The sequence below is a fragment of the Arthrobacter sp. 05N429 genome (assembly GCF_056397045.1).
On record NZ_JBFTMQ010000001.1, the window covers coordinates 491,637 to 505,815 of the forward strand.

The 14,179-nt window shown below is 65.2% G+C and carries 10 protein-coding genes; 8 read left to right on the top strand and 2 right to left on the bottom strand.

Translation table 11 applies throughout. The features are described from left to right. Positions 1 to 178 precede the first annotated feature (178 nt). The 3 genes from AC1DF4_RS02405 to AC1DF4_RS02415 all read left to right on the top strand — a co-directional run bounded on the left by AC1DF4_RS02405 (position 179) and on the right by AC1DF4_RS02415 (position 4,783). Positions 179 to 1,960 carry an ABC transporter family substrate-binding protein gene (locus tag AC1DF4_RS02405; protein WP_476911374.1) on the top strand — a complete coding sequence of 594 codons (1,782 nt, stop codon included), beginning with the start codon at positions 179 to 181 and terminating at the stop codon, positions 1,958 to 1,960. 181 nt (positions 1,961 to 2,141) lie between these two features. Further along, on the top strand, positions 2,142 to 3,683 hold the full coding sequence (locus AC1DF4_RS02410) for an ABC transporter permease (RefSeq protein ID WP_476911375.1): 1,542 nt from the start codon (positions 2,142 to 2,144) through the stop codon (positions 3,681 to 3,683). Then, positions 3,680 to 4,783 carry an ABC transporter permease gene (locus AC1DF4_RS02415; protein WP_476911376.1) on the top strand — a complete coding sequence of 368 codons (1,104 nt, stop codon included), beginning with the start codon at positions 3,680 to 3,682 and terminating at the stop codon, positions 4,781 to 4,783. The genes AC1DF4_RS02410 and AC1DF4_RS02415 overlap by 4 nt, the downstream gene beginning before the upstream one ends. Positions 4,784 to 4,816: 33 nt before the next feature. Here the strand turns inward: AC1DF4_RS02415 and AC1DF4_RS02420 are convergent, their stop codons facing one another. Further along, positions 4,817 to 5,446 (bottom strand): PH domain-containing protein, encoded by a 630-nt coding sequence (locus AC1DF4_RS02420; RefSeq protein WP_476911377.1) that lies wholly within the window; start codon positions 5,444 to 5,446, stop codon positions 4,817 to 4,819. A 79-nt stretch (positions 5,447 to 5,525) separates the two neighbouring features. On the opposite strand from AC1DF4_RS02420, the gene AC1DF4_RS02425 reads away from it, so the two are divergent. From AC1DF4_RS02425 to AC1DF4_RS02445, 5 genes are all read left to right on the top strand, one after another. After that, positions 5,526 to 7,355 carry an ABC transporter ATP-binding protein gene (locus tag AC1DF4_RS02425; RefSeq protein ID WP_476911378.1) on the top strand — a complete coding sequence of 610 codons (1,830 nt, stop codon included), beginning with the start codon at positions 5,526 to 5,528 and terminating at the stop codon, positions 7,353 to 7,355. A 251-nt stretch (positions 7,356 to 7,606) separates the two neighbouring features. Continuing rightward, complete coding sequence (locus AC1DF4_RS02430) at positions 7,607 to 9,292, top strand: peptide ABC transporter substrate-binding protein (RefSeq protein ID WP_476911379.1); 1,686 nt, start codon at positions 7,607 to 7,609, stop codon at positions 9,290 to 9,292. A gap of 140 nt (positions 9,293 to 9,432) precedes the next feature. Then, on the top strand, positions 9,433 to 10,362 hold the full coding sequence (locus tag AC1DF4_RS02435) for an ABC transporter permease (protein WP_441404458.1): 930 nt from the start codon (positions 9,433 to 9,435) through the stop codon (positions 10,360 to 10,362). Continuing rightward, positions 10,352 to 11,302 carry an ABC transporter permease gene (locus tag AC1DF4_RS02440; protein ID WP_441404459.1) on the top strand — a complete coding sequence of 317 codons (951 nt, stop codon included), beginning with the start codon at positions 10,352 to 10,354 and terminating at the stop codon, positions 11,300 to 11,302. Before AC1DF4_RS02435 ends, AC1DF4_RS02440 begins: the two co-directional genes overlap by 11 nt. A gap of 11 nt (positions 11,303 to 11,313) precedes the next feature. Next, entirely contained in the window at positions 11,314 to 13,032 is a 1,719-nt protein-coding gene (locus AC1DF4_RS02445) for an ABC transporter ATP-binding protein (RefSeq protein WP_476911380.1), read from the top strand. A 105-nt stretch (positions 13,033 to 13,137) separates the two neighbouring features. On the opposite strand, the gene AC1DF4_RS02450 is transcribed toward AC1DF4_RS02445, so the two are convergent. Further along, positions 13,138 to 14,043 (bottom strand): SGNH/GDSL hydrolase family protein, encoded by a 906-nt coding sequence (locus tag AC1DF4_RS02450; protein ID WP_476911381.1) that lies wholly within the window; start codon positions 14,041 to 14,043, stop codon positions 13,138 to 13,140. Positions 14,044 to 14,179 lie beyond the last annotated feature (136 nt).

The window sequence follows — 14,179 nt, forward strand, 5'->3', positions numbered from 1 at the left end:
AAATGTTGCAGCTCTGTAACGAACTTTACAGCTGGTCAACTTTCCTCGCGCAGGGTGGATTTTGGGGCTTACGCTACATCCCATGTGAGACGGGCCACACTGCCGCTGGGGGAGTGTGGACGTCTGCCCGGTGCCTACGGCCTCGGTCTCAACCACACCACAGAAACAAGGAGGCGGAATGCGCTTCGGTCGTATTTCCAAAGCAGTGGGCGTGGCAGCAGCAGCTGCCCTCGCCCTCAGCGCCTGCGCGGGCAACAGTGGCGGGACAACCCCGACCACCGCTGCGGCAGCAAGCAAATCAGGCGGATCTGCAACAGTCGTAGAGGTGAACGCGTTCAACACGTTCAACCCCAACACGGCGGACGGCAACACCGACATCAACTCGAAGATCAGCTACGCCACCCACTCGGGGTTCTTCTACATCGACAACAAGCTGAACGTTGTTCGCAACGAAAAGTTCGGCAAGATGGAAAAGACCTCGGACAACCCGCTGACGGTTAAGTACACCATCAACGAAGGCGTGAAGTGGTCCGACGGCACTCCCGTCACCGCAGCCGACCTCGTGCTGCAGTGGGCCGCCTTCTCCGGGTACTACGACGACGCCGACGCAGAGGCGAAGACCGGAACGTCCTACTTCTCCTATGCCGGTGACCCCACGGGCATCGCCCTGACGGACTTCCCGGAGCTTGGCGCGGACAACCGTTCCATGACCCTGACCTACTCAAAGCCGTTTGCCGACTGGGAAATCGCCATTGGCGGCCCCGGCATCGACATCCCGGCGCACGTCCTGGCCAAGAAGGCCGGACTGGCGGATGCCAAGGCATTCGTTGACCTGGTCAAGGGCATGCCGCGCGGCGACGCCAAGGCGCCGAAGCCGGCCAACGCGCAGCTCCAGGCAATGGCGGAGATGTGGAACACCGGCTTCGACTCCAAGACCCTGCCGGCCGACCCGAGCCTCTACCTCTCCAACGGCCCCTACATCGTCAAGGGTGTCAACCAGGACCAGTCCCTGACCATGATCAAGAACAAGGACTACAACTGGGGTCCGGAAGCCAAGCTGGACGAAATCACGGTCCGCTACATCGGTTCCGCTCCCGCCCAGGTGCAGGCGCTCAAGAACGGCGAAGCCGACATCATCGCACCGCAGGCCTCGGCCGACACGGTGGAGCAGCTGAAGGCGCTTGAGAGCCAGGGCGTCACGGTTGAGGTCGGAAACCAGCTTTCCTACGACCACATCGACCTTAACTACAGCGGCGTGTTCGCTGAGAAGAGTGTCCGCGAAGCGTTCATGAAGAGCGTCCCGCGCAAGGACATCGTCGACAAGATCGTCAAGAAGCTGGACCCGAAGGCCGCACCGCTGGACTCGCAGCTGTTTGTCCCGGACCAGGCCCTGTACGCCGATTCCGTCAAGGAAAACGGTTCTTCGGCCTACCAGGACGTGGACATCGAAGGTGCAAAGAAGCTCCTCAACGGTGCCACGCCTGAAGTCCGCATCATGTACAACAAGGACAACCCCAACCGTGCCGACATGTTCGCGCTGATCAGCGAGTCCGCCTCCAAGGCCGGCTTCAAGATCGTCGACGGCGGACTCGGCAAGTCTGACTGGGGCAAGGCCCTCGGCGACGGCTCCTACGATGCGACCATCTTCGGCTGGATCAACTCGGGTGTTGGCGTCTCCGGCGTTCCGCAGATCTTCAAGTCGGGCAACGACTCGAACTTCAACCTGTTCACCGATCCGGAAGCCGACAAGCTGATGGACGAACTGATTGTCACCACCGACAAGGCCAAGCAGGACGGGCTCATCAAGCAGATCGACAAGAAGATCTGGGATTCCGCCTACGGCCTGCCGCTGTTCCAGGCAGTCGGCGTGGACGCGTACAGCGACCGCATCACCGGCGTGAAGTACATGCCGAACCAGACCGGTGTCTGGTGGAACTTCTGGGAGTGGGCACAGAAGTAGCCGACGAACGCAAGTAACACTTGCTAGCTAAAGGCGTCGGGACCGGGCAATTTGGTCCCGACGCCTTTCTAGCGACACCCCCACGACGACGGCGGGCCCCGCCCCACCATCGCGGGACAACGGCCAAACTCTGCGACCGGTCCGGGCAACCCCTGGGCCCGAATACCGAGGTTCTATTCCAATGGTGACCTACATAGTCCGGCGGCTTATCACTGCCGCCCTCATACTTCTCGGCGCGTCCTTTCTGGTGTATCTCCTGACAGCGGCGTCAGGCGATCCCCTCGAGGAATTCCGCGCCATCAGCGCCGCCAACAAACAGCAGCTGATGGACGCCCGCATCGAACTGCTGCAACTGGACACACCTGCTCCCATCCGTTATTTCCAGTGGCTCGGCGGTGCGGCCGGGTGCCTCATCCCGTTCGCTGACGCCTGCGACCTGGGCAAGAACATCGCAGGCCAGCCCATCACGGACGCCCTGGGGCACGCGCTGGTCCAGACACTGACCCTGGTCACCGGAGCCACCGTGCTGGCGATCCTGATCGGCATCACGCTCGGCATCATCACGGCCCTGCGCCAGTACAGCACGCTGGACTACGGCGTGACGTTCATGGCCTTCCTGTTCTTCTCCCTCCCGATCTTCTGGGTCGCGGTCCTCCTGAAGGAGTTCGGCGCCATCGGGTTCAACAACTTCCTCAGGAATCCCGAGATACCCATACCGGCAGCCCTCGCCATCGGGGCCGTCCTTGGTGTGCTGACAGCCGTGACGGTCGGCGGCGAGATGAAGCGCAGGCTGCTCATCGGCGGCGTCGTCTTCTTGTTCGGTGCCGCTGTGCTGATGTACTTCTCCGCCACCGAGTGGTTCAAAACGCCCGGTCTGGGCCCGGTGGTCATTGCGATCGCCGGCGTCGGCATTGCGTTCGCCGTGACCCTGCTTTCCGCAGGGCTCAAGAACCGCAAGGCGCTGCAGTCGGCGCTGATCGCCGTCGGCGTCGGACTGGTTGTCTATTTCGTCATCCAGCCGCTGCTTAACGATGCAACGTTCCTGATGATCGTGCTCCTCGCTGTCGCGGCGATTCTGGTCGGACTGGGCATCGGTTACCTCATGGGCGGCTACGACCGCGGACAGTCCATGCGGGCTGCGGCGCTCACGTCGTTCCTGGTCGGATTCCTGATCCTGCTGGACCGCTACATGCAGGCGTGGCCCGGCTACTTCAACAACAGCCGGGTCCGGGGCCGCCCCATTGCCACCATCGGCGCCAGCACCCCGAACATCGAAGGCGACTTCTGGACCCTGAGCCTGGATTCGTTCACGCACCTGATCCTTCCGACCCTGGCGCTCATCCTGATTTCGCTGGCCGGCTACACACGCTTCACCCGTGCCTCGATGCTGGAAATCATGAACATGGACTACATCCGGACCGCCCGGGCGAAGGGCCTGTCGGAACGGACCGTCGTGATGCGCCATGCCTTCCGCAACGCGCTGATCCCGATCGCCACCATCGTCGCCTTCGACATCGGCGGGCTGATCGGCGGCGCCGTCATCACTGAGACCGTCTTCTCGGTCCGGGGGATGGGCTTCCTGTTCCTCGACGGCATCCAGCACGTCGATCCCAACCCCGTCATGGGCGTCTTCCTCTGTGTGGCCATCACGGCCATGGGTTTCAACCTCATTGCGGACCTTGCGTACTCCGCACTTGATCCACGCGTAAGGGTAAAAGCATGAGCCAGCCAAGTCAGCAGGACGAGATCATGGCCGAAGACGACGCCGGGCTGCGGCAGCCCGCGGCCGGCATCGAGCCGATCCTCGAAGCCAAGGGCCTGAGCCAAGGGCAGATCGTCCGGAAACGGTTCCTGGGCCACTCCGGCGCCATCATCGGACTGGTCGCCTTCGCCATCATTTTTGTCATGGCCTTCACCTCCGTGGGCTACTGGGGCATCCCCGGCTGGTGGAAATACAACCACGAGGAAGTGTCACCCCTGGTCAACGACGGTGTGCCCACCGCCTCGCTGTGGCCGCTCGCCTGGGGCGAACACCCCTTCGGCCAGGACCGGATCGGCCGCGACCTCTTCGCCATGACCATGCGCGGCGCCCAGCAGTCGATCACTGTCATGGTGGTGATCGGACTCATCGCCGGCTTTATCGGCGTCGTGGTCGGCGCCCTGGCCGGCTACTTCCGCGGCTGGACCGAAGCAGTGCTGATGCGCCTCACCGACGTCATCATCATCATTCCGGCGCTCCTGCTCGCTGCCGTGATGGCACAGATGGCCGGCCGACGGGACTCCGGCAGCTGGTTCGCCTCGTTCGCCAGCACCAACGGCATCCTCGCGCTGGGCATTTTCCTCGGCCTGATCACCTGGGTGGGACTCGCCCGCCTGATGCGCGGAGAATTCCTCTCGCTGCGCGAACGCGAGTTCGTGGACGCCGCACGCATCTCGGGCGCGAGCAATGCCCGGATCATCTTCAAGCACATCCTGCCCAACGCCATCGGCGTGCTGATCGTCAACGTCACGCTGACGATGTCCGCCGCGATCCTCACCGAGACGGCCCTGAGCTACCTCGGCGTCGGCGTCAAGGCCCCGGACACGTCACTGGGGCTGCTCATTTCGCAGAACCAGGAGGCCTTCGCCACCCGCCCGTGGCTGTTCTGGTTCCCGGGCCTGTTCATCGTGCTGATCTGCCTCAGCATCAACTTCATCGGCGACGGCCTGCGGGACGCCTTCGATCCGCGGCAGAAGAAGTTCAATGCGAAGAAAGCCAAGGACACCGGGCATCCGCTCGGGGCGACACCCGTCACCGCGTTCGACGGAACCAAGGGCGACTAGGTGGCCGCCACCTGCAGCACGTGCGCGGGCGGGCTACTGGGCGGCAATCGCCCAGTAGCTGGCCGCCAGCAACAGTACGACGGCGCCGCCCGCCGCCCAGCGGTACGTCACCTTCACGGCTGTGGTGGCGGCATCGCCGGCGGCCAGCGCGCCGCTTTCCACCAGTTCCTGCCAGCGCGCCCGCACGAGGCGGGCTGCCTGGCCGGAGTCCGTGGTTTTGAGGTCCCCGGGCCGCACGGACTGGCCCGGACCGTACGTTGTTGCCGGCAGGCCCCGGAGGTCTTCGGGCTGGGCATTGCGCCCGCCCCAGATGCCGGGAGCCGGCGCGGCCCAGGCCGCGTAGCTCTTATGGGCCGTGACCAGGGTGAGGGCAAAGCGGGTGTCGACATGCACCAGCGCTGCCCACGGCACCAGGACGGACCGGAACGGGTTCTCCAGGGTCACCCCGCCGTCGTGCACCACGACGGCGGGCATCCAGAACAGCTGCCAGCCGAGGAACGCGATCAGCAGCAGCGGCGCCGTTCCGGCCAGGGCCGCCGGGCCGGCGGTGACCGCCGTGACGACTATGCCCAGTGCGGCGACGGACCAGGACAGCCAGGCGAACCAGGCGTTCGTTCGGGCTTTGAAGATTTCGACGGTACCGGCATGTGGCGCAGAGCTCATGCCCCCAATAATTCAGTATTCCGAGCCGCAGCACTAATCCCCGGTGGACCGGCGGCCCGGGTGGAAGGAAAGCCCCATCATGACTGACTTCATCACCCTCGATCCGGCCATCACCCCCGTGCCGGGCAGGAACGAGCCCGTACTGGAGGTCCGCGGCCTGAGCGTCGATTTCGGCGTGGACAAGAAATGGGTGCCGGCCGCCATCGGCCTGAACTACGAGGTACGGGCCGGCGAGGTGCTGGCGATCGTGGGCGAGTCCGGCTCCGGCAAGAGTGCCAGCTCCATGGCCCTGCTGGGCCTGCTGCCGAGCAACAGCCGTGTGAGTGGAAGTGTCAAGCTCGCCGGACAGGAGTTGCTGGGGGCCAACGAAGCCAATATCCGTGCGGTCCGCGGCAAGGAAGTGGCCGTGATCTTCCAGGAGCCGATGACGGCCCTGAACCCGGTCTACACCGTGGGCGCTCAGATCGTAGAGACGGTGCGGCTGCACAGCGAGGTCTCTCCCGACGAAGCCCGGCTCCGGGCCCTGCGCATGCTCGAGCTCGTGGAGCTGCCTGACCCGGAGAAGGCGTTCCGCTCCTATCCCCACCAGCTCTCGGGCGGCCAGCGGCAGCGGGCCATGATCGCGCAGTCGCTGTCCTGCGATCCCAAACTGCTCATCGCCGACGAGCCCACCACGGCACTCGACGTGACGGTCCAGGCGGAAATTCTGGACCTTATGCGCAACCTGCGCAACAAGCTGGACAGCGCCATCGTGCTGATCACCCACGACATGGGCGTCGTGGCCGACCTTGCCGACCGCATCGCCGTGATGCGCCGCGGCGTGATCGTGGAAACCGGCACGGCGGCCGAGATCTTCCACAACCCGCAGCACGAATACACCAAGGCCCTCCTGGCCGCCGTCCCGCACCTGGGGCAGGGCGGCGCGGACTCCGCCGCGGAAGTGGACGTCACGGCAGCACTCGCCGCCGCCACGCATGCAGAACTCACCTCCATCCCGGAGGAGCAGCTCCTCCGGCGCGAGCGTGAAAACGCCGCCGCCCTGGCCGCCGCGGAAGCCGCCAAACCGCAGGGCCAGCCGGTGCTGGAACTGACCGACGTGGCCATCGAATACCCCAAGCAGGGCCGCGTGCCCGCCTTCCGCGCCGTGGAAGGCGCCAACCTGGCGATCTACCCGGGACAGGTCGTCGGGCTGGTGGGGGAGTCCGGTTCGGGCAAGACCACCATCGGCCGCGCCGCCGTCGGGCTGTTGCCGGTCGCCGCCGGCACCATGAAGGTCGTCGGCCAGGACATTTCGGCCGCGAAGCGGAACGGCCGGCAGCTCCAGGAGATGCGCCGCCATGTCGGCATGGTGTTCCAGGACCCGTCGTCGTCCCTGAACCCGCGGCTCCCCATTGGCGAGAGCATCGGCGAGCCGATGTTCCTGTCCGGTGTGGCGAAAGGCGCCGAGCTGCAGCAGCGGATCGAGGCGCTGCTGGATCAGGTCGAGCTCCCGCGCAACTACCGCAACCGCTACCCGCACGAACTGTCCGGCGGGCAGAAGCAGCGGGTGGGCATTGCCCGGGCGCTATCTCTCAAGCCCAAGCTGATGGTCGCCGACGAGCCCACCTCGGCACTGGACGTGTCCGTGCAGGCCAAGGTGCTGGACCTGTTCCAGAACCTGCAGAAGGAGCTCGGGTTCGCCTGCCTTTTCGTCACCCACGACCTCGCTGTCGTCGATGTGCTGGCGGACCGGATCTGCGTGATGCAGCGCGGCCGCATCGTCGAGCAGGGCACCCGGGACCAGATCCTTCGCAATCCGCAGGAGCCTTACACCCAGCGTCTCCTGGCTGCGGTGCCGCTGCCGGATCCGGAAAAGCAGCGGGAACGCCGCGAGTTGCGGGCGCAGCTTCTGGGTGCCGAATCGAGTTAACTCACGCTAACCGGGATTACCGGGCGCCGAATACTACCAGCCGGTAGCGTGTGACTTGAAATACATTGCGCTTGACGCTAGCGGTCATGCTTTTGTCGGGTCACGGTTTGGCAACAGAGTTCCACCATCTGGACAATCTGGGGTTAGGCTACTCGTATATGTAGGCCACGTCACAGGGGATACCTCTGTGCCTGCCTACGGGGAAGCATAAGTTTTTCCCTCACGAACTCCCACAACTCTTAGGAGGCGGAATGCGTTTTTCGCGCACTTCCAAAGCACTGGGCATGGTGGCCATCGCCGCTCTCGCCCTGACCGGATGCGGCGCCGGAGGCGGCACCTCAAACGGTGCCAGCCAGGCAGCCGGCGACCCCAACAAGGTCATCACCGCGTACAGCAACGAACCGCAGAACCCCCTGATGCCCGCCAACACCGGCGAAGTTTACGGCGGCCGCGTAGTCGAGCTCCTCTTCGAGGGCCTCACCAGCTACGACCCCAGTGGCAAGTCGGTTAACGCCCTGGCCGAGTCCATCGAATCCCCGGACGGCCAGAACTACACCATCAAGGTCAAGTCGGGCACCAAGTTCACCAACGGCGAGGCAGTCACCGCCAAGAGCTTCGTTGACGCCTGGAACTTTGCCGCGCTGAGCACCAACGCGCAGGGCAACAGCAGCTTCTTCGAGTCCGTCGAGGGCTACGACGCCGTCAGCGCCACCTCGAAGCAGATGGGAGCGGACGGCAAGGAAACTGAAGTTCCCGCCCCGACCGCCCAGACCCTTTCCGGCCTTGCGCTGAAGGATGATTCCACGATCACGGTCAAGCTGACGCAGCCGGAGGCCGACTGGCCGCTGCGCCTGGGCTACTCGGCATTCATGCCGCTGCCCGCCGACGCCATCAAGGACCCGAAGAAGTTCGGCGAGAACCCGATCGGCAACGGCCCGTACAAGATGGAGAAGGAAGGCGCCTGGCAGCACGACAGCCAGATCGCCCTGGTCAAGAACGCTGACTACAAGGGTGCCCGCGAAGCCAAGAACGGCGGCGTGACCTTCAAGTTCTACACCGATCCGGCCCCGGCCTACACCGACATCCAGGCCAACAACCTGGACGTCACTGACGTTCTGCCCACGAACGCCCTGAAGACCTACACCATGGACTTCCCGGAGAACAACCTGAACAAGCCGTACGCCGGCAACTCCACCCTGAACATCCCGGGCTACCTGCCCGAGTTCCAGGGCGAAGCGGGCCAGCTGCGCCGCCAGGCCCTCTCCATGGCGATCAACCGCGACGAGATCACCAAGGTCATCTTCTCCGGCACCCGCATCCCGGCCAAGGACTTCACGTCCCCGGCTGTTGACGGCTACAACGAAAACGTTGCCGGTTCCGAGGTCCTGAAGTTCGACGCCGCCAAGGCGAAGGACCTCTGGACCAAGGCTGACGCCATCAGCCCGTGGCCCGCAGACAAGACCCTGCAGCTCGCGTACAACACCGACGGCGGCAACAAGGAATGGATCGACGCCGTTGCCAACAACTTCAAGAACAACCTGGGAATCAAGGCCGAAGGCCAGCCGTTCGCCAAGTTCGCCGAAATCCTGAAGCTGCGTACCGCCAAGGAGCTGCCGGGCCTGACCCGCGCCGGCTGGCAGGCCGACTACCCGTCGCTCTACAACTTCCTCGGCCCGCTCCTGAAGACCGGCGCCAGCGCCAACTACGAGGGCTACACGAACCCTGAGTTCGACAAGCTCCTCAACGAGGGCCTCGGCGCCAAGTCCACGGACGACGCCAACAAGAAGTTCACCCAGGCACAGGAGATCCTGTTCAAGGACCTCCCCAACCTGCCGCTGTGGTACTCCGCACGCCAGGCCGTCTGGAGCCAGAATGTCAGCAACGTTGACTCCGGCTGGAACGGCGTTCTGCAGTACTGGGCCATCACGGCCAAGTAGTTCCTGAGTTCTGCGGAACTCTTTTCCACATCACTAAAGCTTGGGGGTCCGGCCTTGCCGGACCCCCATATGCTTGAAACCGGCAGGAAGCTGTCCCCCATGATTCCCCTTCGTTCCACCATCTCACCGGAGGCGCTGCTGTGATCCAGTTCATCCTCCGGCGCCTGCTGCAGGTCATTCCGGTATTCCTCGGAACCACCCTGCTCGTCTACTTCATGGTCTTTGCCCTTCCGGGCGACCCCATCCGTGCACTCTTCGGCGACCGCCCGCCGAGCGAGGCGGTCATCGCGCAGCTGCGCCAGCAGTACAACCTGGACGAACCGTTCTGGGTCCAGTACGGGCTGTTCCTCAAGAACCTCTTCACCTTCAACCTCGGCGTCGACTTCACCGGCCAGCCGATCGCCGACACCCTGGCCCGTGTCTTCCCCGTCACGGCCATGCTCGCCATCGAGGCCCTCATCATCCAGGGCGTCTTCGGCATCGCGTTCGGCCTGGTCGCCGGCCTGCGCAAGGGCGGCTTCTTCGACAGCACGGTCCTCGTGCTCTCGCTCGTTGTGATCGCCATTCCCACCTTCGTGCTCGGCTTCGCGCTGCAGCTGCTGATCGGCGTCCAACTGGGGTGGGCCAAACCCACGGTCGGCTCGAATGTCACGTGGGGAAGCCTGATCCTCCCCGCGGTCGTCCTCGGCATGGTCTCCTTCGCCTACGTGCTGCGCCTGACGCGTGCGTCCGTCATCGAGAACATGAACGCCGACTATGTCCGCACAGCCACCGCCAAGGGCCTGGCCCGCCGCCAGGTGGTGACCACCCACGTCCTGCGCAACTCGCTGATCCCCGTGATCACGTACCTCGGCGCAAGCCTGGGCGGCCTCATGGGCGGCGCGATCGTGACCGAAGCCATCTTCAACGTCCCCGGCGTTGGCCAAAAGCTCTACCAGGCCATTCTCCGGAGTGAAGGCCCCACCGTGGTCGCCATTGTGAGCGTCCTGGTGCTGGTCTTCGTTCTCGCCAACCTGTTGGTCGATCTGCTGTACGCCTGGCTTGACCCGAGGATCCGCTATGAAAACTAATCGAACATTCGAGCACTTCGTTGCCCCGGTCGAGGAGACCCCTCTGCTGGCAACGGATGCCGTCAAGGTTGACGACGCCCCGCTGAGCCTCTGGGCAGACGCGTGGCGCAAGCTCCGCCGTCGTCCGCTCTTCATCATTTCCGCGGTCATGATCGCGCTGATCATCATCGTGGCGATCTTCCCGGGGCTCTTCACCCAGGTTGCCCCGGACAACGGCTGTGTGCTGGCGAACTCCAACGGCGCTCCCACCGAAGGACACCCGCTCGGGTTCACCTTCCAGGGCTGCGACATCTACTCGCGCATCATCCACGGCACCCAGGCTTCGCTCATGGTGGGCGTGTTCTCCGTGATCTCCGTGCTGATCATCGGCGTCACCCTCGGCGCCCTGGCCGGCTTCTTCGGCGGCTGGGTGGATACGGTGATTGCCCGTCTCGGTGACATCTTCTTCGCCCTGCCCATCGTCCTCGGCGCCCTGGTCCTCACCCAGCTCCCGCTGATGCGTGAAAACCGCGGAGTCGGGACGGTGGTTCTGGTCCTTGTGGTGCTCGGCTGGCCGCAGATGGCCCGCATCACCCGCGGCGCTGTCATCGAGGTTCGCAACGCCGACTTCGTGACGGCTGCCCGGTCACTTGGTGTATCCCGGCTGGGATCCCTGGTCAGCCACGTGCTCCCGAACGCACTGGCACCGATCATCGTGCTCGCCACCATGGAACTCGGCGTCTTCATCGTTGCCGAAGCCACGCTCTCGTTCCTCGGAATCGGCATGCCCGGTTCCGTGATGTCCTGGGGCAATGACATCTCCGCCGCGCAGGCGTCCATCCGCACCAACCCGGCTGTGCTGCTCTACCCGGCAACAGCCCTGTCCATCACCGTGTTGAGCTTCATCATGCTGGGCGACGCCCTCCGTGATGCCCTCGATCCGAAGAGCCGTCAGCGATGAGGGAGGCAAACATGACGACTTCCGACGTCACGATTCAAGAAGCCGAAACCCCGGCCGACCGGCCCTTGCTGGAAATCCGCGATCTCGCGATTTCCTTCAAGACCGGCAGCGGCGAGGTCCAGGCCGTGCGGAACGCACACCTGACCATCATGCCCGGCGAGACGGTGGCCATTGTGGGCGAGTCCGGATCCGGCAAGTCGACGACGGCGCTGGCCGCGATCGGCCTGCTGCCCGGCAACGGCCGGGTCGCCGGCGGGCAGATCCTGCTCGACGGTGAAGACATCGCACACGCGTCCGAGAAGCGCATGATCGAACTGCGCGGCAACATCATCGGCATGGTCCCGCAGGACCCGATGTCCAACCTGAACCCGGTCTGGAAGATCGGCGACCAGGTCAGGGAAACACTGAAGGCGAACGGCCGCCCCAGCGGCCCGGACGACGTCGCCGAGGTCCTGGCGCAGGCCGGCCTGCCGGACGCCGCCCGGCGGGCGAAGCAGTACCCGCACGAGTTCTCCGGCGGCATGCGCCAGCGCGCGCTGATCGCCATCGGTTTGTCCTGCCAGCCCCGCCTGCTCATCGCCGATGAGCCGACGTCGGCCCTGGACGTCACTGTGCAGCGCCAGATCCTGGACCACCTCGAGAAGATGACCTCGGAACTGGGCACTTCCGTACTCCTCATCACCCACGACCTCGGCCTCGCCGCCGAACGTGCCGACAAAGTCGTGGTCATGTACCGCGGCAACGTCGTTGAGGCAGGTCCGTCCCTGGAGCTGCTGCAGAACCCGCAGCACCCCTACACCCAGCGGCTCGTGGCCTCGGCGCCGTCGCTGGCATCACGCCGCATCCAGGTGGCCAAGGAACTCGGCGTCTCGACGGACGAGCTGCTGGCATCCAGCGAGTCCGTTGCCGTTGAACCGGCCATGACTGAAGACGTGCTGCAGATCCAGAACCTGAGCAAGGTCTTCAAGATGCGCGCAGGGTTCGGCAAGTCGACCGACTTCACCGCCGTCGACGATGTCTCCTTCAACGTCAAGCGCGGAACGACGACGGCGATCGTGGGCGAGTCGGGCTCCGGCAAGTCCACCGTGGCGCAGATGGTGCTGAACCTGCTGGAGCCGACGTCCGGCAAGATCATCTTCGACGGCGTCGACACCTCCGCGCTGAACAGCAAGGAGATCTTCGCCTTCCGCCGCCGGGTGCAGCCGATCTTCCAGGACCCCTACGGTTCCCTGGATCCGATGTACAACATCTACCGGACCATCGAGGAACCCTTGCGGGTCCACAAGATCGGGGACAAGGCCAGCCGGGAGAAGAAGGTCCGCGAACTGCTGGACCAGGTGTCCCTGCCGCAGTCCACCATGCAGCGGTACCCGAACGAGCTCTCGGGCGGGCAGCGCCAGCGCGTCGCCATCGCCCGTGCCCTGGCACTGGATCCCGAAGTGATCATCTGTGACGAGGCCGTGTCCGCCCTGGACGTCCTGGTGCAGGCGCAGGTGCTGAACCTGCTCGCGGAACTGCAGTCCCGGCTGGGCCTGACCTACCTGTTCATCACCCACGACCTCGCGGTGGTGCGGCAGATCGCCGACCACGTGTGCGTCATGGAGAAGGGCAAGCTGGTCGAGACAGGTTCGACCGACGACGTCTTCGAAGCGCCGCAGCGGGATTACACCAAGGCGCTGCTCAACGCGATCCCTGGTGCACGCCTCATGCTGCCTCCGGAAGTTGCCTGATCGGGACAGAGTGAAATGACTGACACAGGAGCCGGTGTCCGCCCCTCGGGGCGGGCACCGGCTCCTGTCGTTTGGTCTCTTGTCGTTGGGGCGGCCCGGGCCGCGTCAGCGGGTTGCCGCGGGCTCAGCCGGCCCGGGACTTCCGTAACGCAAACCGAAGTCGTCCAGCCGGCGGGCCAGCAGGACGCCCAGTGCCGCGTGCCCCTCGGGGTTCATGTGCACGCCGTCGGCCATCGACCCGGTGAGGCTGTAGCGCGTCAGCCAGTCCCCGACGCCCACAAAGGGAATCGCGTGTTGGGCCGCAACAGTGCCCAGCAGTGCATCGACCTCGGTGCGCCGCCCACCGCCGTCGGACGTGCCGCGGGCGAGGGTTCCGACCATGGCCAGCTGCGCCTCGGGGTAGCGCTGCCGGACGCTGGCGATCAGGCGCTCGGCGTTCGTGGAAATCTGCTGGTCGGTTGCACCGCGGGAGGCGTCGTTCCCGCCGCCCTCAATGACCACGAGGGGCGGCGAACCGTAGGGGAGCAGCCAGTCGCCGCGCTGCAGGGCGTCGATGTAATTTCCGGTCTTGCCGTTGGACGCGACGAAGCCGGTGCCGCCGCGGCCGCAGAAGTGGACCGTGTAGCCCAGGCTGGCCAGGGCTGCCCGGGGCCAGGAATACGCGGGCTCGGACTGTGAGTCGCCGATCAGCACGGCCGTCCGAGCGACGTCCTCCACCACCACCTCATTCCGGCCGCTGGCGGGATTCCGGTAGACAGTGCCCGCCGGCATGCTGCCCGGGGCGGTCGACTGGGGAAGTCTGGTGCTGCCGTTCGAGCCGGCGGCCATCGGCTCGCCGGGAGCCCCGGCGGGCGCCGGAGCGGTTGCGCCGTAGAGACCGGGGGCGCCGGCGTCGGCGCTGCCGGTGGTTCCGGCGGTGCGGGGGGAGGAGGTCTGCCCGCAGCCGCCAACAAGGATGCCTACGGCGATCATCGGTGCGACCAAGCGGAACAGGGCCGGGGTGTTGCGCATTGATGTCTCCGAGCTGGCTGCTGCTGTCTCAGCAATGATGGGGCATCGGGGCAGGAATATCCAGTGACTTTACTCACACCCGGCGCGGTGAACCCCGGCGCTGACCACTCCGGCGCTCTGCCGGGCGGAAGGGATT

Coding starts and splice junctions, on each gene's coding strand:
- AC1DF4_RS02405 (WP_476911374.1), top strand. CDS start 179: ATGCGCTTCGGTCGTATTTCCAAAGCAGTGGGCGTGGCAGCAGCAGCT.
- AC1DF4_RS02410 (WP_476911375.1), top strand. CDS start 2,142: ATGGTGACCTACATAGTCCGGCGGCTTATCACTGCCGCCCTCATACTT.
- AC1DF4_RS02415 (WP_476911376.1), top strand. CDS start 3,680: ATGAGCCAGCCAAGTCAGCAGGACGAGATCATGGCCGAAGACGACGCC.
- AC1DF4_RS02420 (WP_476911377.1), bottom strand. CDS start 5,446: ATGAGCTCTGCGCCACATGCCGGTACCGTCGAAATCTTCAAAGCCCGA.
- AC1DF4_RS02425 (WP_476911378.1), top strand. CDS start 5,526: ATGACTGACTTCATCACCCTCGATCCGGCCATCACCCCCGTGCCGGGC.
- AC1DF4_RS02430 (WP_476911379.1), top strand. CDS start 7,607: ATGCGTTTTTCGCGCACTTCCAAAGCACTGGGCATGGTGGCCATCGCC.
- AC1DF4_RS02440 (WP_441404459.1), top strand. CDS start 10,352: ATGAAAACTAATCGAACATTCGAGCACTTCGTTGCCCCGGTCGAGGAG.
- AC1DF4_RS02445 (WP_476911380.1), top strand. CDS start 11,314: ATGACGACTTCCGACGTCACGATTCAAGAAGCCGAAACCCCGGCCGAC.
- AC1DF4_RS02450 (WP_476911381.1), bottom strand. CDS start 14,043: ATGCGCAACACCCCGGCCCTGTTCCGCTTGGTCGCACCGATGATCGCC.